The organism is Kushneria aurantia DSM 21353 (assembly GCF_000382245.1).
Lineage (GTDB): Bacteria > Pseudomonadota > Gammaproteobacteria > Pseudomonadales > Halomonadaceae > Kushneria > Kushneria aurantia.
Map to the genome: position 1 here is coordinate 114,224 of NZ_KB907867.1, position 24,740 is coordinate 138,963.

Below are 24,740 nucleotides of genomic sequence, written 5' to 3' on the forward strand. Positions count from 1 at the left end.
GAGTGATGCGGAATCCAGCAGGGCGCTTGCGGCAAACCCCAACGGCCGGTTTTGCGCATAGCAGAGATCCAGTCGTGCGCTATTGAGCTCAGCACTTTGCAACGCCACTGTTGTTACCAGCTTCGTATGACGCGCATTGCGCACCGCGAGTTCGGGCAGCAGCGCCACCGGTAGCGCCCTCCACATCAGCCAGGTAATTACGTAGGATGAACGATCCATCGCGACCAGGAACCACCATGCCGACACCGCTGCCCCGCCTTTTACCCGCATCGCTTGCGGGCCTCATTGCGCTGGCGCTCTCCCTGTCACCGGCACTGGCCGATAACACATCGCCTGGCGCTGCCGTGGCAATGCAGAAAGCCGAGATACTGGAGAGCCGCGCCTCTGATGCCGGCGGCGTGCAGCCACTGCCCTCCGGCGTTCGCCTGAGCCGTGATGGCGTTCGTGCGGTCGACCCGCGCGGCCAGGCGCCGCTCAACGACGCCGTCAGCTGCCTGGCCCGCTCGATCTACTGGGAAGCCAAGGGCACACCGCGGGGCGAGATGGAAGCGGTCGCCAACGTGGTCATGAATCGACTCGGCAGCAGTCGGTTTCCATCCACCCTGTGCGGTGTCGTGCAGGAGGGCTCGGAGACGGGGCGCTGTCAGTTCTCCTGGTGGTGCGACGGGCGCCCCGACGAAGCGCACGAAATGGCCGAGTACGCCACCGCCCGCGAAATCGCCCGCCTCGCCCTCAACGGCCAGCTGGCCGACCGCACCCGCGGTGCGCTCTTTTTTCACCACAAGAGCATTACCCCGAGCTGGGCGTCGAGCTTTATTCACACCATGCAGTCGCGTGAATTCGACTTCTACCGGCCGCCGGGTTGAGTTCCCGCCAGTTCCACGCTCGGCCCTGACAAGCCGCCATCGTCACTATCCGTTCTCACGCCCCAATAGCGGCAATAACCGCCTGGAGGTTGCGTTATCGCGCTCGCACCGCGGCGATCCGACTATCGCTATGAGGCGGGTTTTCGGGCGCGACATGCGCGAATGGTCGTACTCCTTATGTATGGGTTGCACGGCGAAAGATCATCACAGACGATCCGAATTCGTTCGCAATCCATCGCCGCTATCGATGGCAAGTGCGACCCCGCATGGAAAATGCGCTTTTAAAACAGAGAAGAAAAAATGAAATCACGACAGTATGGTGGCACAGGCCATCGCGGCAAGCGTGGTTATCCATGCCGGCCAACACCGCGCTATCCGATGCCCATCATGCGAAAGGCGCTGCTGATCACCCTGATGGCTGTCAGCGCGCCAGCGGTTGCCGGCGCCGATAGCGAGACCGTCACTATCGATTTCAGCAGCCCCAACGGCGATTTTCACGGTGGTGCGACGGGTACGCTATATGGCCTGGCCGACCCCGGCGTACCCTCGCGGGCGGTACTCGCCGGGGCACGGGTAACGAACAGCTCGCAGAAGCCCCCCGAGGGGCGTCAGCACCCGAACGGCGATGTCCTGCAGATCGAAAAACCTTTCTTCAATACCGCCGGTCGGGAGCTGTACGTCTATATCCAGGACGACTACCCCGACTGGCCGTACAACGGCGGTCATCGTCCCGGTGATGCGAACGGCGACGGGCGCTGGGACTATCTGGATGTCGTGCATCGCGTGGTCGAACGCATCGCAACCGACTCCGAATATCCCCGCCAGTATGTTTTCATCCCCTTTAACGAGCCCGACGGCGACAACTGGTATCCGGACTGGTCGAATCAGAAAGCGCAGTTCCTTGCGGACTGGTCGGCCGCCTATCAAGAGATCCGGTCGGTATATGCCGAACACGATCTGGGTCACGCCCGCATCGGCGGGCCGGGCGATACCACATGGCGCCCGCAGCGAAGCGAGGCGCTGCTGCGCTATGCCCGGCAACGCAATGAACTGCCGGACATCTTCATCTGGCATGAACTCGGCAAGGCCAGCCTTGGCACGTTTCGAACGCACTTCGAAAATTATCAAACGCTGCTGCCGTCTCTCGATCTGCCGGACATACCGGTCAACATCACCGAATACGGCAATCTCCGCGACATGGGCGTGCCCGGTCAGCTCGTACAGTGGCTATCGCTGTTCGAATCGGAAAAAGTCGACGCCCAGACCGCCTACTGGAATTACGCCGGCAACCTTTCAGACAACTCGGCGCGCACCAACGGCGCCAACGGCGGCTGGTGGATCTTCAAATGGTATGGCGATCTCGCCGGCAGCAAAACGGTCGCCCTGACGCCGCCGCAGGTCGATACGCCGGACACGCTGCAGGGACTCGCCACTCTCGACGAGCAAAACGCCAGCGCCAGGATACTGCTGGGCGGCGGCAGTCAGGCTATCGAGGTGCAAATGCACGGCCTGCCGTCGGCGCTTTTCGGCAACACCATCGATGTCGTCGTGCGCGCTGACCGGCTGAACGGCGCAGAAGGGCTCTCCGAGTTGCCACCGGTGGTGGTATCCAAGCGCCTGTCGGTGCGCGACGGCAACGCCGCGGTCACGATTCCGAACGATGATCGCTACAGCGCCTATCGGGTTCTCGTCACACCGCCGCAGGCGAATCGCCCCGCAGTCAGCGATCGACTGGTCGATTCGACGGAAGCCGAAAACGCCAGCCTCACCGGCACGGACACCCGCTACCACGACCCGGACAACCCCTGGGATTTCATGGCCTCGAACAGTCATGACATCGGTCCGCTTGAAACGCCCGATGCCAGCGCCAGCTGGACGGTCACGGCACCGGCCGATGGGCGTTATCGGCTGTCCGTCCTTGCCGCAGCCCACAAGGCACCCGGACAACACGCCCTGTTCGTCGATGGGCAATTTCGCCAGCTCGTGAAGTATCCGGCCGACCTGAGTGCGACGTATCGCGGCACCACCGATGTCGCCATCGATTTGTCCGCAGGCCAGCACGCGCTGTCGTTACGCGCCAGCCGCGATGGCAGCGTGCTGCTTCCCGGGGCCGGGATTACGCTCGACCGATTTGATCTGACCGACATCACTCACGGCGTCGTACGGCGTTATCCCGCCACGAGCGCTCGGCTCGACGGGTCCGCGCGACTTGATTGGCGTCACCATGGCGATATTGCGCTCGGCCCCGATGGCGAGGCGACTTTTTATGTCGCGGCGACTGAAAGCGGCTATCACGATATCTCGCTGGACGAGGCGTCCTTTCGAGGCGAGGCGACAATCATCGTCAACGGCCAGCCGATCGGACTGGAAACCAACAGTGATTCAAAGCGCACCGACCACCCCGGTATGCGCCTATGGCTTCCCGTCGGTATCAGTCAGATCAGCGTTCGCGGTGATGGCGGCCTGGCCGGCATCACCACAACGCGGGGCGAAACCGAACGTGCTGCCGACGCCGATCCGGCCAACGTCATCACACTTGAAGCCGAGACGCTCGCACTCTCCGGTAAAACCCGGGCAACCACGATTGCACCGAGTGTCGGCTCCAACGGCTCCGCGGACGACAGCGGGGCCGTGACGAAACTGGTCCATCTCGGCAACGGCAGCTCGAATACCGCGACCATGATGCGGCCGGAAGGCTTCGGGGCGGGGCACTATGTGTTCACGATATCGGCGGCCAACGCCGCGCTCAGCAATGCCATCAATTACAACCCGCAGGTGGTTACGCGCTTTCTGGATATCTCGGAAAACGGTGGCCAAACGAGCCGTCTGGCGTTCCGGCACAACTACTCCTGGAACAGCTTCTGGCAGCGGAGTATGGCGCTCGATCTGCAGACCGACGACGGGGCGATCGTGTTGGGCAATGCCGAGAGCTACGGCCCCGATATCGACACCGTCACCCTGTCGCGACGTGTCGCTGTGCCCGACGCCCAGGAGCCCCACGAGGCGCCCGGGTTTTGATCACAAGCCTCCGTACCCGAAAACGAGCGAAGGTCCAGCCTGCGACCAGGGTCGACGCCAGGGGCACATCGAAGCCCTGACCTGCCACGGTACTCCTTTGTAAACCGCAACGCTTTCAATCGTATAACGCCAGGCATCGAACCATGCCTGCGGAGCGCTGCGTCACCTGAAACCAAAGTCTATGTTGAATAGATGACGAGCTTGTCTGAAATTTATCTTAATATAAATTGCCTGAGCGATAACGATACAGGACATCTGGATCACACATCGCGAAAGGAGATCATGAATAGATATCAGGAGGCCATCATGACCAGCAATCCCGGAAACCGTTACTCGCTGCTCGGACTCGGCGCAGCCGCCACACTGGCCGCTACACTGATGGTCGGGCCGGCAATGGCGGCGGCCAAAGAGCAGTCGACCGATAGCGGTATGGGCGACAACGCAGCGCACCTGGCGGTCACCGAAAGTGATTTCGACAAGACCCCTCAGGGCGAACAGATCGAGCGTTATCATCTGACCAACCGCAACGGCATGGCAGTCGATGTCATCACCTTCGGCGCCCGTGTGCAGTCGATCGTACTGCCCGACAAGAATGGCAAGAAGGCGGATATCGCGCTCGGCTTCGACAACGTCAAGGACTACATCGACCACCAGAGCACCTACTTCGGCGCCATTATCGGCCGCTACGGCAACCGCATCGCCAACGGCACCTTCAAGCTCGACGGCAAGACTTACAACCTGCCGAAGAACGACGGCCCGAACACCCTCCACGGCGGCACCGAAGGCTTCGACCAGAAAATCTGGGCGGCCGCGCCGATCCGCAGCAACGACGCAGTCGGCGTGGAGCTGACGCATTTCTCGCCGGACGGCACGATGGGCTTCCCCGGCGATCTCGCCGTGACAGTCCGCTACACGCTGGATAACGACAACGATCTTCGCATTCATTATTCGGCGGTCTCGGATAAAGACACCGTGATCAACCTGACGAACCACACCTACTTCAATCTGGCGGGGGCCGGCAGCGGCACGGTGCTGGATCAGGTGGCGATGATCAATGCCAACCAATACACGCCGATCAACAAGACGTTGATTCCGACCGGCAAGCTGGCGCCCGTCAAGGACACGCCGATGGACTTCACCACGCCGACGCCGATCGGTAGAAACATTCATGCCGATAGCCCGCAGCTGAAATACGCCGAGCCGAAACAGGGCGGCTACGACTTCAACTGGGTACTCAATACCGACGGCGATCTCGACAAGCTCGCCGCGCGCGTCAGCGATCCGCAATCCGGCCGCATGGTGGAGATGTATACCTCCGAACCGGGCGTGCAGTTCTATACATCGAACTTCCTCGACGGCTCGTTCAAGGGCGCACACGGCAACACGCTGGGCCACTGGGGCGGCTTCACGCTGGAGGCACAGCACTATCCGAATTCGCCGAACCAGCCCGATTTCCCGACGACGACACTCAAGGCCGGCCAGAAATACACCCAGACTACTGTGTACAGGTTCCTGCCCGAATAAGAAGCACTTCAGCAAGAGCGCTATCGGAAGATGCCGGGCGCGAAGTAGACGTCAGCGCGGCGCCCTCTCTGAGTGTGGCCTGAGAGGTATTCAGAAGCAGCTCAGTACCGAGCTCGTGGGGATGCATCTTTACTTTCATACCGCAGATTCCAATGCTCAAAACGGGGCCGGCATCGCATTGCCACAACAGAGACGGCCCCACCATCGCGATCCAGCGAAGGATTATTTCACCGCACCGCCGGCGAGTCTTTCATCCACGGCGCGTGCCAGCCCGTGGCTGGCAAGGTAATAGACCAGCGCCCCCAGCGCCGAACCGGTGAACCAGCCGTAGTCGTAAAACCAGTTCAGATAGCCGCTCATCAGCGAGAACAGGGTCAGCGCCACCGGTACCAGAAAGGCGATGAAACCGGCCGGGTTCCACGCCGGATAGGCCGCGCCATCCTTGTAAAGACTGGTCACATCGAGCTGCTGACGGCGTATCAGGAAGTAGTCCACCGCCATGATACCTGCAATCGGCCCCAGCAGGCTCGAGTAGCCCAGCAGCCAGTTGGAGTAGAGGCTTTCAAGCGTCACGTCGGCGTTGATGGCCCCGGCCTTCTGCAGCAGGTCATAGCCCATCAGCAGCACCCCCACCAGCCCGGTCAACAGGGTACCGCGGGTCTGATTGATCAGCTTCGGCGCGATATTCTGAAAGTCGTTGGTAGGCGACACGATATTGGCCGCGGTGTTGGTCGACAGAGTGGCCACAATGATCAGCACCATGGCGATCACCACCCAGAAGGGGCTGTCGATATGCCCGATCAGGTTGACCGGGTCGGCGACCGTCTCGCCCACCAGCGAGGCCGAGGCGGCGGTCATCACAACCCCCAGCGACGCGAAGAAGAACATCGTCAGCGGCAGACCGATAATCTGGCCGACAATCTGATCCTTCTGACTTTTGGCAAAACGGCTGAAGTCGGGAATATTGAGCGACAGGGTGGCCCAGAACCCGACCATCGCGGTGAGACCGGCGAAGAAGTAGCCATACACCGACGCCCCTTCAGGCCGCGAGGGCGGCTGCGCCAGCAGTTCGGCCACCGATACGTGCGGCATCGCCCACACCATCAGCCCCACGCCGACCGCCAGCAACAGCGGTGCCGCCAGCGTCTCCAGCCATTTGATCGACTCCGCGCCACGAATCACCACATAGAGATTGAGCGCACCAAACAGAAAGAAGCCGATCACCTCACCCAGCCCGCCCAGGGCGCGCCAGGGCGGAAAAATGGCCGCCAGCAGCAGATGAATGGCCAGGCCACCGAACATGGTCTGAATACCGAACCAGCCACACCCCACCAGCGCCCGAATCAGGCAGGGTACATTGGAGCCGCGAATGCCAAAGGAAGAGCGCAGCACCACCGGAAAGGGAATACCAAATTTGGTACCGGGAAAGGCGTTCAGCGTCAACGGCACCAGCACCACGATATTGGCCAGCAAAATGGTCAGTAGCGCCTCGCCGACCGATAGACCGAAATAGGCCGTCAGCACACCACCCAGCGTATAGGTCGGCACGCAGATCGCCATGCCGACCCATAGCGCGGCGACATTCCAGCGCGACCAGCTGCGCTCCTGCAGGCGCGTCGGCGCGATATCCTCGTTGAAGCGCGAGCTCTGCTGCACGTCCCTGCCGATTTCCAGTTCGACGAGCTCGCCACGCTGTACGGCCATGGATGTCTCTTTCGTCATTGTTATCGACTCCTCATCAGACTGTTGCGCCCCGGCCCGGTTGCATCAACGGGGCGGCATGACATTCACAACAGCGCTCGCAAGAAGTGTGCCTGAATGCAGGAAAGCACCATTTTTCAATTCACAAAAGACACTTCATATTGCCTGAAGGAGAGTGCAAGTTCTTTTCCTTGCCGACCAAAACTGATCCTTGCCGACCAAAACTGACCAATCGGTCAGTTTCATGAAATATTTTCAGCTCAACGGCAATTAGATTCGAAACGCTTTAATTTCTCATACCAAAGCCGCTCCAAAAGAGTGCAAACAAAAGGCCAACCGCGCTCCAAACCCGGCCAAATATCACAACAATATTTATATATAACAATTGATAAAGACGCTGCACCAAAAAAGAAAGGCGCTTTCGCCAGAATGAACAGGCGTATCTGTATACGCTTATTTATCGCCCTGAAGAGGCGCCAGCATCTTCTCGATGAGACTTGTCATGACCATTTATTTTCGATTACTTTCCACAAAAGCTGTCTTCACAGTCAGGTTTTGTTTTTCCCACTAAAACGTCGCCATAGATGTCGCCCAGGGTGGCAGATCAACGATGTTTACCGGGTTCAAAACGCACAACGTCAGGGGGAGTAGTGGCATGTCGACAATAAAAATCGGCCTGATTCAGATGGGCCTGAAAGCCGATACCGACCAGCAGCCGGCAGCGATTCGCGATGCGATGAATGAGGCGCACCTGCCGTGGATCGAAAAGGCCGCTCAAGCCGGCGTGCAGGTGCTCTGCTTTCAGGAGGTGTTCAATCAGCCCTATTTCTGTCCCAGCCAGGACAGCAAATGGTACGCCGCCGCCGAAAGAGTACCCGAAGGACCCACCTGTAAAATGATGCAGGCGCTGGCCGCCCGGCACCGCATGGTGATCATCGTGCCGGTGTTCGAGGAGGAGGCGCCCGGTATCTACTACAACACCGCGGCGGTTTTCGATGCCGACGGCAGTTATCTGGGCAAGTACCACAAGACCCATATCCCCCAGGTCGCCGGCTTCTGGGAGAAATACTTCTTCAAACCGGGGCAGTCGAACTGGCCGGTGTTCGACACCGCCTACGGCAAAATCGGTGTCTATATCTGCTACGACCGTCACTTTCCGGAAGGATGGCGGGCGCTGGCGCTCAACGGCGCCGAAATCGTCTTTAACCCTTCAGCGACGGTAGCCGGCCTGTCGCAGTATCTGTGGGAGCTGGAGCAGCCCGCCTCGGCCGCTGCCAACGGCTACTTCGTGGCGGCCATCAATCGCGTCGGCAATGAGGCCCCCTGGCATATCGGCGAATTCTACGGCAGTTCCTATATCGCCAACCCGTGCGGTCAGATCGAGGCCCGCGCCAGCCGCGACGAGGATGAGCTGCTGATTCACGACGTCGATCTGAACATGGTGCGCGAGGTACGCAACACCTGGCAGTTTTTCCGCGACCGCCGTCCGGAAACCTATCGACGTCTGACCGACGGCGAATAGTCATCATCGGGCGCGCGCTGCGGCCCCGCGACCCTCGTCACGCGGGCGGTCGACCACAACGATAATCGGGAGAGAGACCATGACACTACTGATACGTGGCGGCACCGTGGTCAACCACGACGACAGCTTCCGCGCCGACGTGCTGTGCGATAACGGCGTGATTACCGCCGTCGGCAGTGACCTGGAGGTGCCCACCGGCGCCGAGGTCATCGACGCCGGCGGCCAGTACGTGATACCCGGCGGCATTGACCCGCATACCCATATGCAGCTGCCCTTCATGGGCACGGTGGCCAGCGAGGATTTCTATACCGGCACCGCCGCCGGGCTGGCCGGCGGCACCACCTCGATCATCGACTTCGTCATCCCTCAGCCCGGCCAGTCGCTGCTGGAAGCCTTCCAAACCTGGCGCGGCTGGGCGGAGAAGGCCGCCAGCGACTACGCCTTTCATGTCGCCATCACCTGGTGGGACGACAGCGTGCATGACGAGATGAGCACCCTGGTGCGTGAGCATGGCGTCAACAGCTTCAAGCACTTCATGGCCTACAAGAACGCCATCATGGCCACCGACGATATTCTGGTCGCCAGCTTCACTCGCTGCCTGGAACTCGGCGCGGTGCCCACAGTGCACGCCGAGAACGGCGAGCTGGTCTACCACATGCAACAGAAGCTGCTCGCCGAGGGCATGACGGGCCCCGAGGCGCACCCGCTGTCACGTCCGCCGCAGGTCGAGGGCGAAGCCGCCAGCCGCGCCATCCGTATCGCCGGCACCCTGGGCGCGCCGGTCTACGTCGTCCATGTCTCTACCCGCGACGCCCTCGACGAGATCACCTATGCGCGCCGCCAGGGACAGCCGGTCTACGGCGAGTGCCTCGCCGGTCATCTGCTGATCGACGACAGCGTTTACCGCCACAAGGAGTGGCTGCAGGCCGCCGCCCACGTCATGAGCCCGCCCTTTCGCAGCCCCGAACATCAGGCCGCGCTGTGGACCGGACTGCAGTCCGGCAACCTGCAGACCACCGCCACCGACCACTGCTGCTTCTGCGCCGAGCAGAAGATGATGGGCAGCGAGGATTTCACCAAAATCCCCAACGGCACGGCCGGTATCGAAGACCGCATGGCGCTGCTGTGGGACGCCGGGGTGGGCGGCGGACGCCTGTCGATGCAGGATTTCGTCGCCATCACCTCCACCAACACCGCGCGAATTTTCAACCTCTACCCGCGCAAGGGAGTGATCCGGGTGGGCGCGGACGCCGACCTGGTGGTATGGGATCCCAACGGCACGCGCACCATCTCGGCGTCGACCCACCACATGAATGTCGACTTCAATATCTTCGAGGGGCGCACCGTCACCGGTATTGCGCGCCATACCATAAGCCAGGGCCGATGGGTGTGGTGCGACGGCGACCTGCGTGCCGAACGCGGTGCCGGCCGCTATCTACAGCGTCCCGCCTGGCCGGGCATCTTCGATGTGCTCAAAAAGCGTGCCGAACGCACGGCCCCCACCCCGGTGGCACGCTGACCCACCGCGATCATCCGACAGACCACAATAATTACACCGGTCCGCGGGCGCTGAGGCGCCCGACGCCACCGGAGGAGAACGACCGTGAACGATTCACTCAAGCATCTGCCGCAGGTCGGTGATGTCATCGCCGAGCGCGAGAAGGTTGAGGCCGGCTTTCGCGACCTGCATCCGCCCCTGACCCAGCGCCAGGCGATCATCGAGAGCCAGCGCTGCCTCTACTGCCATGATGCGCCCTGCATCGAAGCCTGCCCCTCGGACATCGACATCCCGCGCTTCATCCGTGAGATCAGCGAGGACAACATCAACGGCGCCGCCCAGACCATTCTTGAAGAGAACATCCTCGGCGGCAGCTGCGCGCGCGTCTGCCCCACCGAGATTCTCTGCGAGCAGCACTGCGTGCGTAACCACCATGCCGAGTGTCAGCCGGTGCTGATCGGCCGACTGCAGCGCTACGCCATCGACCACATGCATTTTGCCCAACACCCCTTCGTGCGGAGCGCCGATAGCGGGCGCCATGTCGCCGTGGTCGGCGCCGGCCCGGCGGGGCTCTCCTGCGCCCATCGCCTCGCCACCCACGGCCACCGCGTGACCCTCTACGAGGCCCGGCACAAGCCCGGTGGACTCAACGAGTACGGTATCGCCCGCTACAAGCTGGTCGACGACTACGCGCAAAAGGAGATCGATTTCCTGCTCGCCATCGGCGGTATCGAGATCCGCTATGGCCAGCGCCTCGGCGACAACCTTGATCTCGACACCCTGGAGCGCCACCACGATGCGGTCTTTCTGGGCCTCGGGCTGGGCGACAATCGCCGCCTGGGGCTTGACGACGAGAATGCGCCGGGCGTCGCCACGCCGGGGCTGCTGCCGGCGACCGACTACATTCGCGAACTGCGCCAGAGCGACGATCTTCTCCAGTTGCCACTGGCGCGACGCTGCGTGGTGATCGGCGCCGGCAATACCGCTGTCGATATGGCCGTACAGATGGCGCGTCTTGGCGCCGAGGCGGTCACGCTGGTCTATCGTCGCGGTGTGGAAGCGATGGCCGCCACCGCTCATGAGCAGGAAATCGCCCGCGCCAACGGCGTGCGCATCCTCACCTGGGCGCGTCCCGAGCAGGTGCTGCTCGATCATACCGGGCGCCTTGCCGGGATGCGTTTTGAGCGTACCGAACTGCGTGATGGCAACCTGGCAGGCACCGGCGAGACCTTCGAGATCGGCGCCGATGCCGTCTTCAGCGCCATCGGCCAGTGTTTCGACGACCACAGCCTGGCCGAAGCCGGGGAGTTGGCCCGCGAACTCGGCCGCATCCGCGTCGACGGCCATTTTCGTACCACCAGACAAGGGGTCTACGCCGGCGGTGACTGCATCGCCCCGGGCGAGGATCTGACCGTTCAGGCGGTGCAGCACGGCAAGCTGGCCGCCGAGGCCATTCACCAGGACCTCATGGCCCAACAGGAGGTCGCGTGATGAAAGCCCCCACTCGTCAACTGGATGTCGATCTCGCCATCGAGTTCGCCGGCATCCGCTCACCCAACCCTTTCTGGCTCGCCTCGGCCCCGCCTACCGACAAGGCGTATAACGTCGAACGCGCCTTCGCGGCCGGCTGGGGCGGCGTGGTATGGAAAACGCTGGGCGAGGATCCGCCGGCGGTCAACGTCTCGTCGCGCTATTCAGCGCACTTCGGCCATAATCGTGATGTGCTCGGTTTTAACAACATCGAACTGATCACCGACCGACCGCTGGAGACCAACCTGCGCGAGATCAGCGAGGTCAAGCAGCGCTGGCCCGACCGCGCGCTGATCGTCTCGCTGATGGTGCCCTGCGTGGAGGAGAGCTGGCGCGCCATCCTGCCCCGCGTCGAGGCCACCGGCGCCGACGGTATCGAGCTCAACCTGGGCTGTCCGCACGGCATGCCGGAGCGCGGCATGGGGGCCGCGGTAGGCCAGAACCCGGATCTGATCGAGCAGGTCACGCGCTGGTGCAAGACACACTCGCGGCTGCCGGTGATCGTCAAGCTGACCCCCAACATCACCGACATTCGCGCGGCCTCGCGGGCGGCGAAACTTGGCGGTGCCGATGCGGTATCGCTGATCAACACCGTCAACTCGATCACCTCGGTCGATCTGGACCGCATGATTGCCCGACCCATCGTCGGCCATCAGAGCACCCACGGCGGCTATTGCGGCGCGGCGGTCAAGCCGATCGCCCTCAACATGGTCGCCGAGATCGCCCGCGACCCGCAGAGCGCCGGCCTGCCGATCTGCGGTATCGGCGGCATCTCCAGCTGGCAGGATGCCGCCGAGTTCGTCGCCCTGGGTGCCGGCGCGGTCCAGGTTTGCACCGCCGCCATGCTGCATGGCTTTCGCATCGTCGAGGAATTGCAGGACGGCCTGGCCCGCTGGATGGTCTCAAAGGGCTATCGCCGGCTGGCCGATGTCACCGGCCGGGCCGTGGACAACACCACTGACTGGAAGCATCTCGACATGAACTTCCAGACCATCGCCCACATCGATCAGCAGCAGTGCATCCAGTGCGGGCGCTGCTACATCGCCTGCGAGGACACCTCCCACCAGTCGATTGCCAAACTTGCCGAAGAGGACGGTACGCGACGCTACGAAATCATCGAGGCGGCGTGCGTGGGCTGCAATCTGTGTCAGATCACCTGCCCGGTGGAGGGGTGTATCAGCATGGTGCCGCAATCAACCGGCAAGCCCTTCATGAGCTGGGATGAGGACCCGCGCAATCCGTTTCGGGAGCTGGCATAACACTCACTGTCTCAAAGGGCGACTGTCTTCAAAGGACGGATGGTTGATGCCGCAGGCAGGCCGACAGGGTACCCGCCAGCGATGGCGGGTACCCGGAACCGCCAAAGCCTCTGCAGTTCACATCTGAAAATGTGTCAGCCACGGTTCACGGTGGTCTTCTAACGCCATTGTTTAGCGGCGGTCATGAGTCAATGCCAATCAAAGAATCAATGCTCTCATCCCGGATCGTTGCTTTCACCTCATCCAGAGCTGCCGCGTCACTATCAAATTCATCATCCCACACCGTGGAATTGTTGAACTCATCTACCACCTCGAGAATCCAGCCGCCAGTGTCGCCACGGTAGATCTCTACTTTGACGGTTTTTCCATCAGCCGTTAGTTCCTGACACAAAGGGCTCATCTCGATTTCAAAATCATCTTCCATTTACGATCTCCAGGGTCGAACCTTTGTACACATAACGCCCGGCTCTGCGGCAGGCAAAAGTGCAGGCCGCTTTCCGGCCGAAATTTTTTCCTGTCCGACAGAAGCCGTTTGTTAACAGTTCACTGCCACTCAATTTTTAGATCCTTGTGTGACTGAGCGCAATCCCGTAGATAGAGATTGATAAGGCTCTGGTACGGAAGGTCCTTTTCCTCGGCAAGATTCTTAAAGTACGCAACGGTATCTTCATCCAGCCGGATCGTAACCTGCTTCTTGAGTTTCTTGGCGTATGGATTCTTGACGGAATCGGAAAAGTCATAGTTATCGCGCATGTCTGTACCCTTCATATGTTTTTCGTTCTCGCCTATTTGCCTTACGGGCAGAGATAATTCGGATCACCTCACCATCTCTAACGCAGTGACATACAACCAACAAGCGAGAATGGATGCTCGTGCCGAGGAGAATGAACCGGTCCTCCTCTTCAGAATGGTCTGGGTCAGCTATAAGACGTGCAAACTCATCCGTAAAGGCAGTTTTAGCCTCCTGGAACGAGACGTCATGCTTCGTGCGATTAGCGGCATCCTTACGAGGATCCCAGTCAAAGGAATAGTGACTCATAACTACATTGTAGTTACTTTATAATTATTGTCAAGCCGCCGGGCTAGATACTGTTAACCGCCCACCATCACCGGTGGCAAAACCGGAGCGGAGCGAAGATTTTGACATCCGGTGCATGACCTGGTTATGTGTTGCTTCAAGCGGCGACAAGCTTCTTGACCTTGAGCTCTTTACGATGCTGCTCAGCATGCCAGAGCTCATACTGAGACTGCTGATTCAGCCAACTCTCTGCCGAAGTATCAAACGCAATAGAAAGCCGAATAGCCATCTCTGGACTAATACCAGCTTTGCCGTTCAACACAGCACTCAGGGTTTTTCGACTGACTCCCAATGCTTCTGCAGCGGCCGTTACAGAGAGGCCCATAGGCTCCAGACAAAGCTCACGCAACACTTCACCAGGGTGGGAGGGGTTGTGCATCAACATCGGCGATACCTCAGTGGTAATCTTCGTAGTTCACTATCTCGGCGTCTCCGTCCTCGAACCGGAAGGTCACGCGCCATTTACCACTGACCGTTGCTGACCAAATTCCAGCGCGATTCCCCGAGAGTTCGTGCAGCCGAAGGCCTGGCAAGTCCATATCTTTGACGTCAGATGCTGCATTTAGCCTACCAGGAAGTCAGTCGAAGCCTCTTCGCATGAGCGGCCTGGATCCCTGCGGTGCTGCCGGACTTGAAAAATTTGGCCAAGCCCTTGTGATTGAAGCTTCTAATCATGCTGTGAGCGTGACCTGCAACGTATCGGGTGTCAATCGCACATAACGCCCACGCTCAGGTGCGTTTGAGGCGATGCGAGCCTTTGCGGCAGCAAAAGTGCGCAGCGGGTCAAACGTCACCTGCAACGTGTTGTTAGGTGTTCCTACTACCAACATGAGTGCTCCGACGTTATCTCGTGATTTTGAGAGTAATCGCATTCACAGGTTTGATAGTTGAAGCTGCCGCCTGAATCAAGACAGCTGTCCGAGACAGTTTCTGCAGAAAAGTACGCCAAGCCAACCCCCACAGGAAGAAGAACCAAGGGAACAACGCTCGACGCGAAAAAGGTGGATTTGATTCCAAGACGGAGCCCCTTGAAGCCCTCTCGGATAGCTACTAACACAACTATAAGCAGACCGCCGCCAATTGAGATGTGTGTGAATGAATCACCATGTAAGCCCACTACCAGAAACATTGGACCAAACACGGCCCCGAGCCAGGCGACTGCAACGCCAAGAGCGTTGACGTACGTTACGTAAGGATCTTTTGCCACGTTATAAGAACACCTAACGTTCAAGGATCAGGCGCGAATCCGCCGCGCCACAACCCGCAGAGTGCCGAAAATATGGACGCGGGTTCGTCGACTGCATCCGCTTGTTCGGCTGCGGAAATTTCACTTGTCGTCGAGGAACAACGTGTACGCGCACTGCCAGATCACTGAGCCGGGAGACGTGGGAGGCGATATTCTATGGCTAAGCTCGCGCCGTTGCCTTTCGGTGGCTGCTGAATGAACCGGTCACCGGGTATCATAACGGACCGCATAGCGGAGCAGCAAACCGGCATCCGATGATGCGCTCCTGGGTAACCGCCAACGAGCCGGTGCCATTGGCCTGCTTGAACTTGAACGGAGGGCGCACCACTCCTTTTCGCCTTCTGCGTTCCGTGCGCCTTGCCCTTCATCTCGTTCGGCGATTTATTCAGCGTTTTCCTAACGCGCGCCATAAGCGGCCGAGTGAAACGAGGGCCGACGCACGGAGTGCGCGAACTTAATGGTCTGGTTAAGCCTCGTCACGGCAAAACCTTACGCATGAGTGCGTTAGGAACGACTACTCCCCGTAACTCGGGCGCCCGTCGCTCACTTATATAAAACCCGAATTTTTCAAAGAAAGGCTGTGCCGTCCGACTAACGTCGGACGTCAGTTCTGTCAAACCAAGCGAGACTGCCTCACTGTGAAGAGTTGACATCAATAACCTTCCGACTCCCTGACCTGGATGATATCCTGAGACGAAAAAGTGATCGATATAGCCGGAAGGCTGCACGTCAGCATAACCAACAATCTTTCCGCCAATCTCTGCGACAAATGGCTTGATATCACGAATCTTCCGTACCCAAAGCTCCTGATCCAGGCTTACCGGTGCCCAGGCATTAATCTGCTCCGGTGTGTAGTCGCGGCTTGCAACAAGATGAATCGCCGAGTGAAAGACCTCGAAAAGCTCACGCTCTTCACCAATACGAAAGCGACGGATATGCATTATTGCTCCTGTGAGGCTAACGCCAAAGCTCAGTTACCGGCCGAAGCAGCTAGGCGGCTGCGTAGGCAACCCAAAGCGCGGCACCGTTTTGGGCGGCCAACTGCAGCGATTCGTTATGTTCTCTTAGTCGAAAACGGGCCTCATAAACGACCGTTCATAGCTGAAATAGCACTGGGTCTTTTCGTAATGCTCCATAGCTGCTTGGCACTCTGGATCGGTTGAAGCCTTCGCCCTATAGGCTTCGTATTCCGCGAGGCTCGGGAACGAAAACATTGCAACAGCAATGTTGTTCGCGCCCTCATGCGGCAGGAAATAACCATGGTGTTGACCGCCAAATTTCTCTACAAGAGGTATCCAAAGCTTTGCGTAGTGTTCGAAATCCGCCACTTTCAGCGGGTCGATCACATACCGCAGACAGCAAGTAACCATCATGTCTCCTTCAATACATAACGCTTGGTTAACCTGCAAATTATGGAGTGCGCAGCACGGAATGATTTGTCGGGTTGAACCACTGGTTAGTGATTAATCTGATCATCGCCATGATCTATCGACAACACTATGTCCGTAATAGCCCTACGCTCAACTTCCGTGGCTTCAGTTAGAAGCTTTACCAAGTCTACAGTCATAGTAATTCTAGACTCTCGACCATCTGCCATGTGTTGGTGCTTAACAGCTTTAGGCTTAAAGCATTTTACAAGTTCGCTTAACCCTTTATCATCCGTGAGAAATTCCACTCTCGGATAGCCAAATCCATTGCGGCCATGATGCTCTGCCTGCTGGATACGCTACTTCATTCGCTTTCATGGCATGCGTCACCCCGTCAGCATGGATGCCCCTGAAGTGAAGGCTTTCCCGGAACACCTCGCACTATGTGGTGGCGGCTACACAGCACCAGGCGCTGAAAGCCATCGTGTTCCTCTATCGCCATGTCCTTGAGCAGAGGCTTCCATCTTAATGGCGGGTGTCAGCAAAAGACAGTATGACCTCCTGTTTCACGTCGCGCTTCAATCACGCCGTCTCCCTGCCCATGCGCCAAACCGGTCGACAATGGCGCATGGGCGCCACTCACGGCGACAGCCCGATACCGCGCAGAATCGTGCTGGTCACCGTCTGCACGGCGTGCTCGAACTGCAGGTCATCGAGCGGGGCATCGTCATTGAGCAGGGAGATCTGATAGTCGAAGTCAGCGTAATGCTGGGTGGACGCCCAGATCATATAAAGCAGATAGGCGGGGGCGACGGGTAGAATCAGTTGCGCGTCGATCCAGCGCTGAATCCGCGCCTCGATCTGTCTGGCCCACCCGTAGAGGTTGTCGCGCAGGTAGTCGCCCAGCACCGCCCCGCCCTGCATGACCTCGGTGGCCCATACCTTCGAGCCGGCGGCGCGGGTGCGCGAATGGGTCATCTTGGCGCGAATATAGGTCGACAGCACGATGCGCGGGTCGTCATACATCTCGAAGCAGAGGGCATCCTGCTTCCAGATTTCGAGCAGCCCCAGCAGCACTTCGCGGTAGAGCTCCTGCTTGGTCGAGAAGTAGTAGTGCACATTGGATTTGGGAATGCCGGCCAATCGCGCGATCTCGGCCATCGAGGCGCCGGCGTAGCCCCTTTCGGCAAACACCTGCTCGGCCGCCAGCAGGATATTGTCGATATTGCGCTGACGAATCTCGCTCTTGCGCTTTGCCATGCAGTGCCCCGACTCTGGTTGTGCCCGCCTGGCAGCCGAGTCTAACACCGATCCTTCCGGCGAAGCCTGACACTTGCGCCATTACTCAGGCGTCCAGCACCGTCGGTCGGGGCTGACGTGGGTTACCCCAGGGTAGCGGGTGGCGTTCACGTCTGGCCAGGTTTTTTACGACCATCATCTGCACTCGGCGAAAGAGAGACACCTTGATTGTGTTGTCATCGCTATCCGCAGCCGGCAACATTGTCGGTTTACGGGTGTCGCCGCTCTCGCTGAGCATTTATGGACTACGACTTTCTCACTACCCTGCGCCGTCAGCACCCGGGCTGGCGGCTGCTGGCCGCCGACCACGGGCCGCTGGTGGCCGCGTTCCTGCACCGTTATTTCATTGCGCCGAACCAGCGCACTTTCGCCGAGGCCGAACTGGCGTCGCGGCTGGAGGATTTTCTGTTCCACCTGCGCGAGCGGTTGGGCGAGGAGGCCTTTCCGAAAGCGGCGGGACAGTATCTGAACGACTGGGCAGCCGATCAACGCGGCTGGTTGCGCAAGTATTATCCCCACGACAGCGACGAGCCCCATTACGATCTGGCCCCCGCCACGGAAAAGGCGGTGCAGTGGCTGATGTCGTTGCAGGGACAACGCTTTATCGGCGCGGAATCGCGGCTGCTGACGGTGTTCGAGCTGCTGCGCGAAATCAACGAGGGCAGCGAGACCGATCCACGAGCGCGCATCGCGGAACTGAATCGGCGCAAACAGGCCATCGAGCAGGAGATCGAGGAGATCAACCAGGGCCGCTTGCGGATGATGGACGACACCCGGCTGCGCGAGCGTTTTTTGCAGATGTCGGATACCGCCCGCGCCCTGCTGGCGGATTTTCGCCAGGTGGAGCAGAACTTCCGCGATCTGGATCGCCAGGTCCGCGAAAAGGTCGCCGCCTGGGACGGCGGCAAGGGCTCGATGCTGGAAGAAGTATTCGGCGAGCACGACGCCATCACCGACACCGACCAGGGTCGCACCTTTCGCGCGTTCTGGGATTTTTTGATGTCACCGAGTCGGCAGGAGGAGCTCTCCGCGCTGCTGGAGAAGGTGATGGCGCTGAACCCGGTACGCGAATTGGCACCCGACCCGCGCTTGCACAGAGTGCACTACGACTGGCTGGAGGCCGGTGAGGCCACGCTGCGCACGGTGGCTCGGCTCTCCGAGCAGTTGCGCCGCTACCTGGACGACCAGGCGTGGCTGGAGAATCGGCGTATCATGCAGCTACTGCACGGGGTAGAACAGCACGCCCTGGCGCTGCGCGAGGCGCCGGCCCGGGCGCCGGGAATGCCTCTGGACGCCCCGGCACCGGCAGTAACGCTACCCCTGGAGCGGCCCCTGTATCGGCCGCCGCTGAAGCCGCGCATCGAACAGCGCTGCCTGGCCACCGGCGATGCCGACCTGGAGGCCGACGCGCTGTTCGATCAGTTCTACGTCGACCGGGCAGCACTGCGCTCGCGGCTGCAGCGCTTTTTACAGACCCGCGATCAGATCAGTCTGGCGGCGCTGCTGGAACACAGCCCCCTGGAGCACGGCCTGGCGGAATTGGTGGCCTGGCTGGCGCTGGCCGCCGACGACCCCGGAGCGATGATCGATGACACCAACGCGTGCGAAGTGAGCTGGTACGACGGCCATGGCAGACTGCGCCGCGCCACCGTTCCCGATGTAATTTTCAGCCGGTGATGATATGAGCGACAGTCAAACCGATACCCCCTCCGACCTCTCACCGCTCTTGATCCACCTGCTCAAGGGCGTGCTCTATCGCGACCAGCAGGAGACGCTGTGGCAGGCGCTGATGACCCTGCAGGGTCGGGTGCGCGATTACGTAGCGGTACTGGGCCTGGAGCTGGCCCTCGACGAAACGGAAGGCTACGCCTATCTGCGCCAGGTGACAGGTGGCGAGGAGGACTCCGGAGTGCCGCGTTTGGTGCCGCGCCGCCAGCTCTCCTACCCGGTCAGCCTGTTGCTGGCGCTGCTGCGCAAGAAACTCGCCGAGCACGATGCCAGCGGCGAGCATCCGCGGCTGATCCTCACCCAGCAGCAGATCGTGGAACTGGTGCGCCTGTTTCTGCCCGATACCGCCAACGAAGCGAAACTGGTGGACCGCGTGCAGGGCGACATCAACAAGGTGATCGAGCTGGGCTTTCTGCGCCGGCTGCGCGGTCAGCACGACCGCTACGAAGTGCGCCGCATCCTGCAGTCGTTCGTCGACGCCCAGTGGCTGGGGGAGTTCGAACAGCGCCTTCAGGAGTACCGGGAGCACGCCGATGCAAAATGAGACGCTGGGACTGGATTTCGCGGATTCCAACAAACAGGCCGGCTTTCGCCTGCAGCGGCTGGAGGTGCTCAACTGGGGCACCTTCGACCATCAGGTATGGGCGCTGAACCCGCAGGGGGACAACAGCCTGCTCACCGGCGACATCGGTTCGGGCAAGTCCACCCTGGTGGACGCGGTCACCACCCTGCTGGTGCCGTCGCAGCGCATTACCTACAACAAGGCCGCCGGTGCCGAGAGCAGGGAGCGTTCGCTGCGTTCCTATGTGCTGGGCTACTACAAGGCCGAACGCAGTGAGACCGGGCTATCCGCCAGGGCCGTGGCACTGCGTGATCACAACAGCTACTCGGTGATTCTCGGCCACTTCCATAACGCCGGTTACGACCAGCACGTGACGCTCGCCCAGGTGTTCTGGATCAAGGACAGCGCCGGCCAGCCGGAGCGCTTCCATGTGGTGGCCGACCGCGCGCTGACCCTGGCCGGCGACTTCGCCGATTTCGGCAGCGATATCGCCGACCTGAAAAAGCGGCTGAAAAAGCAAAACGGCGTCGAGGTGTTCGATGCCTTTCCCGCCTACGGCGCCGCCTTTCGTCGCCGCTTCGGCATCGACAACGACCAGGCGATGGAGCTGTTCAATCAAACCGTCTCCATGAAGTCGGTGGACAACATCACCCACTTCGTGCGCGATCACATGCTCGAGCCCTTCCCGGTGGGCGAACGCATCGAGGCGCTGATCCGCCACTTCGACGATCTCAATCGCGCCCACGAGGCAGTCCTCAAGGCGCGCCGGCGCATCGAGCTGCTCGAACCGCTGGTGGCCGACCTGGACCGCCATGACGAACGCGAGCGCCAGGTGGCCGAGCTGCGCCAGAGCCGCGATGCCCTACGCCCCTGGTTCGCCGGTCTGAAGCGAGACCTGCTCGACAAGCGCCTGGATAATCTGGCCACCGAGGCGGAGCGCCTGGCCCACCGGCGCACCGCCCTGGAGGGCCAGCGCCGCGATCAACAGGCGCGCCGCGACGAGCTACGCCAGTCCATCGCCGACAACGGCGGCGACCGCCTTCAGCGGCTGAAAACGGAGATACAGGCCTGCCAGCGGCAGAAACAGCAGCGCCAGCACAAGGCGCAGCAGTATCGCGAGCTGGCGCAGGCCCTGTCGCTGCCCGATGCCGACACGCTGGATATTTTCGTCGACAACCGCCGCCAGCGCGAGCAGCGCCAGCAAGCGTTGCAGGAACAGCGCGCCCAGCTGCAGAACCACATCAACGAAGCCGGCGCCAACCTGCATACCCTGAATGACCAGCACGGCGAACTGGAAACGGAACTCGCGTCGCTGCGCCAGCGGCGCTCCAACATCCCCGGCCGAGTACTGGCGATTCGTGACGCGCTGTGCGAAGCGCTGCAACTCGACGCGGACGACATCCCCTTCGTCGGCGAGCTGCTGCAGGTACCCGCCGAGGAACGCGATTGGCAAGGCGCCATCGAGCGCCTGCTGCACAACTTCGGGCTGTCACTGCTGGTGCCGGACACCCTCTACGAGCGGGTCAGCGACTGGGTCGAGCGCACCCACCTGCGAGGTCGACTGGTGTACTTCCGGGTGCGCGAGCCGCAGGGCGAGGCACCGACGGTGGTGCCGGACTCGCTGGTGAACAAGCTGCGCATCCAGCCGGAGAGTGCCTTCTACCCCTGGCTGGAACACGAATTGGCGCGGCGTTTCGATTACGTCTGCTGCACGGACCTGACCCGCTTCCGCCGCGAGCAGCGCGCCATCACCCGCGCCGGGCAGACCAAGGCGCCGGGTGGGCGCCATGAAAAGGACGATCGTCATCGTATCGACGACGCCAGCCGCTACATACTGGGCTGGGACAATCAGGCCAAGATCCGCGCCCTGGCGGCAGAGGCGGACTCCCTGGCGCGGCGCGGCCGGGAACTGACCGAGCGCATGCAACACCGGGAAAACGAGCGCCAGACCCTGGAAGACGCCCAGGGCAAGCTGAGCCAACTGGCCATGTTCAGCGACTTCGAGGAGCTGGACTGGACACCCATGGCACGCCAACTGGAGCAATTGGAAAACGAGCGCCAGACCCTGGAGGCCGCCAACGATCTACTGCGGGAACTGGAACAGCAGCTCGCAGCACTGGAAAACAGTCTTCAGGAGACCGAAGCGGCGCTTTCGGCCCTGGGCCGAGACGAAGGCGCCAACCGCAACAAGCGCGACACCGCCACCGCCCAGCGCGAAGAGAGCGCCGCCCTGCTCGCCGAAGCCGACGAGGTTCAGCGCGCCTGCTTCGAGACTCTCGCGGGCTACCGCGACGAGGCACTGGCCGGGCGCTCCCTGACGGTGGAAGCCTGCGACAACCAGCAAAGCGAACTGCGCGACTGGCTGCAAAGGCAGATCGACCAGCATGACAAACAGCTCAAGGCATTGAGCGAGCGGATCGTTAGCGCCATGCAGCGCCACCATCACCAATGGCCGCTGGAAAGCCGCGAGGTGGACGCCACCCTGGCCGCCGGCGGCGATTACCGCGCCATGCTGGAAGAGCTGCAGCGCGACGACCTGCCGCGCTTCGAGCGCCGTTTCAAGGCCCTGCTCAATGAGAACACCATCCGCGAGGTGGCGGCGTTTCAGGGCCAGCTGCACAAGGAGCGCCAGGCGATCCGCGAGCGCATCGGCATCATCAACCGTTCGCTGAAGGGCATCGACTACAATCCGGGCCGCTACATCACCCTGCTGGCGGAATCCACCACCGACAGCGAGGTGCGCGACTTTCAGCAGGAACTGCGCGCCTGCACCGAGGATGCGCTCAGCGGCAACGAGGAAGCGCAGTACACCGAGCAGAAGTTCCTGCAGGTGAAACGCATCATCGAACGCTTCCGGGGGCGCGAGGGCACCGGCGAGCTGGACAAGCGCTGGACCCGGAAAGTTACCGACGTGCGCAACTGGTTCGTGTTCTCCGCCTCGGAACGCTGGCGCGAGGACGACCGCGAATACGAGCACTATTCCGATTCCGGCGGCAAATCCGGCGGCCAGAAGGAGAAGCTGGCCTACACCGTGCTCGCCGCCAGTCTCGCCTACCAATTCGGCCTCGAGTGGGGTGAGCAACGTTCGCGTTCGTTCCGCTTCGTGGTCATCGACGAGGCCTTCGGACGCGGCTCCGACGAGTCCGCCCGCTACGGGCTGGAGCTGTTCAAGCGGTTGAATCTGCAACTGCTGATCGTCACACCGCTGCAGAAGATTCACATCATCGAGCCCTATGTGCACAGCGTGGGCTTCGTGCACAACCGCGAGGGCCGCGAATCCCTGGTGCGCAACCTCAGCATCGAGGAGTACCAGGCAGAAAAAACCGCCCGTGAACAGATTCGCCTGCAGCCATGAACTGGACGTCACCGGCCGACCTGAAACAGCAGATGGACAAGTACTGGCAGCGCGGCGACATACTTCGCGCGCGGCTGGACAGCGAACCGCTGTTTCCGCTGACCCTGCGACTACGCAAGCCCGGCGCCCGGGATCTCACCGAACGCTTCGCGGATGTCGCCGACTGGGTGCGCGCCCTGCGCCAGGGGTCCGTGGAGCACAAGGGATTCGGCTACAGGGTGCACTGGCGACGGCATCGCCACCGGGTACAGGGCGCCAACGACCTGCCCGACGCCATCAGCGTGGACAGCGAAGAGGACGCCCTGCGCTGGCTCGGCCGACGTAGCGACGCAGCACGTTTTACCCGCCTCGCCGAGCACACCCTGACGACCTTCCCCGCCCTGCGCGACTGGCTGCGACAACGCCCGCTGCGCGCGCTCGAGCACGAACCGCACTGGGACGACCTGCTCGCCGTGCTGGCCTGGTTCCAGGCCCATCCGAGACCCGGCGTCTATCTGCGCGAACTGGACATTCCGGGCATCCACACCAAATTCATCGAGACCCACCGCGGCCTGCTTGCCGAACTGCTCGACGCCGTGCTGCCGGCGGCGGCGATCGATCCGCGAGCGACCGGGGTGCGCGGTTTCAACCGCCGCTATGGACTACTCGACAAGCCACCGCTGGTGCGTTTGCGGGTGCTGGACGAGCGGCTGGCGATTCAGGGGCTCACCGATCTGACACTGCCGGTGGAGCAACTCGCCCGCCTGGACCCGGGCGCCGATACTGTCTTCATCACCGAAAACGAGATCAACGGCCTGGCCTTCCCGCCATTCTCCAACGCCCTGGTGATCTTCGGTCTGGGCTATCGGGTCGAGTCGCTGTGCCGCCTCCCCTGGCTGACCGACAAAAGGCTCTATTACTGGGGCGACATCGACACCCACGGTTTCGCGATTCTCGACCGCTTCCGCCGCGCCTTTCCGCACGCACACTCCCTGCTGATGGACCAGGCCACGCTCGAGGCGCACCGGCCGGTCTGGGGGCGAGAGGCCGCGGACAAGCGCTTCACCGGAACACTCGATCATCTGAGCGACACCGAAAACGCGCTGTTCGCAACACTTCGCGACGACCGGCTGGCAGCGGCGCTACGCCTGGAGCAGGAGCATATCGCCCAGCGCTGGTTGCGGCAGGCGCTGGGCACGCTCCCATAG

20 protein-coding genes are annotated in these 24,740 nt (G+C 61.2%); 11 read left to right on the forward strand and 9 right to left on the reverse strand.

The window, feature by feature from the left end; translation table 11 throughout:
* Positions 1 to 236 precede the first annotated feature (236 nt).
* The 3 genes from H146_RS0106375 to H146_RS0106385 all read left to right on the forward strand — a co-directional run bounded on the left by H146_RS0106375 (position 237) and on the right by H146_RS0106385 (position 5,408).
* Positions 237 to 866, forward strand: coding sequence for a cell wall hydrolase (locus tag H146_RS0106375; protein ID WP_019951037.1), 630 nt, complete (start codon positions 237 to 239; stop codon positions 864 to 866).
* Positions 867 to 1,280: 414 nt separating this feature from the next.
* Positions 1,281 to 3,884 (forward strand): carbohydrate-binding protein, encoded by a 2,604-nt coding sequence (locus tag H146_RS0106380; RefSeq protein ID WP_169433463.1) that lies wholly within the window; start codon positions 1,281 to 1,283, stop codon positions 3,882 to 3,884.
* A gap of 306 nt (positions 3,885 to 4,190) precedes the next feature.
* Entirely contained in the window at positions 4,191 to 5,408 is a 1,218-nt protein-coding gene (locus H146_RS0106385) for an aldose epimerase family protein (protein ID WP_019951039.1), read from the forward strand.
* Positions 5,409 to 5,630: 222 nt separating this feature from the next.
* Here H146_RS0106385 and H146_RS0106390 read toward each other — a convergent pair whose 3' ends face one another.
* Complete coding sequence (locus H146_RS0106390) at positions 5,631 to 7,130, reverse strand: NCS1 family nucleobase:cation symporter-1 (protein WP_033195492.1); 1,500 nt, start codon at positions 7,128 to 7,130, stop codon at positions 5,631 to 5,633.
* A 634-nt stretch (positions 7,131 to 7,764) separates the two neighbouring features.
* Here H146_RS0106390 and H146_RS0106395 point away from each other — a divergent pair.
* The 4 genes from H146_RS0106395 (at position 7,765) to preA (ending at position 12,918) form a co-directional block, all read left to right on the forward strand.
* A complete protein-coding gene (locus H146_RS0106395) occupies positions 7,765 to 8,631 on the forward strand; it encodes a nitrilase-related carbon-nitrogen hydrolase (protein WP_019951041.1) in 867 nt (288 codons plus the stop codon).
* Positions 8,632 to 8,710: 79 nt separating this feature from the next.
* Entirely contained in the window at positions 8,711 to 10,150 is a 1,440-nt protein-coding gene (hydA, locus tag H146_RS0106400; protein WP_019951042.1) for a dihydropyrimidinase, read from the forward strand.
* Between the two features lie 84 nt (positions 10,151 to 10,234).
* Complete coding sequence (locus H146_RS0106405) at positions 10,235 to 11,620, forward strand: NAD(P)-dependent oxidoreductase (RefSeq protein ID WP_019951043.1); 1,386 nt, start codon at positions 10,235 to 10,237, stop codon at positions 11,618 to 11,620.
* On the forward strand, positions 11,620 to 12,918 hold the full coding sequence (gene preA, locus H146_RS0106410; protein WP_019951044.1) for an NAD-dependent dihydropyrimidine dehydrogenase subunit PreA: 1,299 nt from the start codon (positions 11,620 to 11,622) through the stop codon (positions 12,916 to 12,918). Before H146_RS0106405 ends, preA begins: the two co-directional genes overlap by 1 nt.
* Positions 12,919 to 13,099: 181 nt before the next feature.
* Here preA and H146_RS0106415 read toward each other — a convergent pair whose 3' ends face one another.
* From H146_RS0106415 to H146_RS0106440, 8 genes are all read right to left on the reverse strand, one after another.
* Positions 13,100 to 13,342 carry a hypothetical protein gene (locus tag H146_RS0106415; RefSeq protein ID WP_019951045.1) on the reverse strand — a complete coding sequence of 81 codons (243 nt, stop codon included), beginning with the start codon at positions 13,340 to 13,342 and terminating at the stop codon, positions 13,100 to 13,102.
* A 119-nt stretch (positions 13,343 to 13,461) separates the two neighbouring features.
* Positions 13,462 to 13,686, reverse strand: coding sequence for a BrnA antitoxin family protein (locus H146_RS0106420; RefSeq protein ID WP_017840074.1), 225 nt, complete (start codon positions 13,684 to 13,686; stop codon positions 13,462 to 13,464).
* Entirely contained in the window at positions 13,661 to 13,957 is a 297-nt protein-coding gene (locus H146_RS20620) for a BrnT family toxin (protein ID WP_083920795.1), read from the reverse strand. The genes H146_RS0106420 and H146_RS20620 overlap by 26 nt, the downstream gene beginning before the upstream one ends.
* Before the next feature lie 136 nt (positions 13,958 to 14,093).
* The gene (locus tag H146_RS0106425; protein ID WP_019951047.1) at positions 14,094 to 14,381 is read right to left on the reverse strand and encodes a HigA family addiction module antitoxin; all 288 of its coding nucleotides are present in this window, start codon (positions 14,379 to 14,381) and stop codon (positions 14,094 to 14,096) included.
* A 10-nt stretch (positions 14,382 to 14,391) separates the two neighbouring features.
* Positions 14,392 to 14,535 (reverse strand): type II toxin-antitoxin system RelE/ParE family toxin, encoded by a 144-nt coding sequence (locus tag H146_RS22100; protein ID WP_245558695.1) that lies wholly within the window; start codon positions 14,533 to 14,535, stop codon positions 14,392 to 14,394.
* A 1,183-nt stretch (positions 14,536 to 15,718) separates the two neighbouring features.
* Positions 15,719 to 16,183, reverse strand: a complete 465-nt coding sequence (locus H146_RS0106430; RefSeq protein ID WP_019951048.1) for a GNAT family N-acetyltransferase — start codon at positions 16,181 to 16,183, stop codon at positions 15,719 to 15,721.
* A 123-nt stretch (positions 16,184 to 16,306) separates the two neighbouring features.
* On the reverse strand, positions 16,307 to 16,615 hold the full coding sequence (locus H146_RS0106435; protein ID WP_342664559.1) for an NIPSNAP family protein: 309 nt from the start codon (positions 16,613 to 16,615) through the stop codon (positions 16,307 to 16,309).
* A gap of 633 nt (positions 16,616 to 17,248) precedes the next feature.
* Complete coding sequence (locus tag H146_RS0106440; protein WP_019951050.1) at positions 17,249 to 17,869, reverse strand: TetR/AcrR family transcriptional regulator; 621 nt, start codon at positions 17,867 to 17,869, stop codon at positions 17,249 to 17,251.
* Between the two features lie 279 nt (positions 17,870 to 18,148).
* On the opposite strand from H146_RS0106440, the gene H146_RS0106445 reads away from it, so the two are divergent.
* From H146_RS0106445 to H146_RS0106460, 4 genes are read left to right on the forward strand one after another with little or no spacing between them, the layout of a single operon-like run.
* Positions 18,149 to 19,585, forward strand: a complete 1,437-nt coding sequence (locus H146_RS0106445) for a DUF3375 domain-containing protein (RefSeq protein ID WP_019951051.1) — start codon at positions 18,149 to 18,151, stop codon at positions 19,583 to 19,585.
* Positions 19,586 to 19,589: 4 nt separating this feature from the next.
* The gene (locus H146_RS0106450) at positions 19,590 to 20,180 is read left to right on the forward strand and encodes a DUF4194 domain-containing protein (protein WP_019951052.1); all 591 of its coding nucleotides are present in this window, start codon (positions 19,590 to 19,592) and stop codon (positions 20,178 to 20,180) included.
* Complete coding sequence (locus H146_RS0106455) at positions 20,170 to 23,553, forward strand: ATP-binding protein (RefSeq protein ID WP_019951053.1); 3,384 nt, start codon at positions 20,170 to 20,172, stop codon at positions 23,551 to 23,553. Before H146_RS0106450 ends, H146_RS0106455 begins: the two co-directional genes overlap by 11 nt.
* Positions 23,550 to 24,740 carry a DUF3322 domain-containing protein gene (locus H146_RS0106460; RefSeq protein WP_019951054.1) on the forward strand — a complete coding sequence of 397 codons (1,191 nt, stop codon included), beginning with the start codon at positions 23,550 to 23,552 and terminating at the stop codon, positions 24,738 to 24,740. Before H146_RS0106455 ends, H146_RS0106460 begins: the two co-directional genes overlap by 4 nt.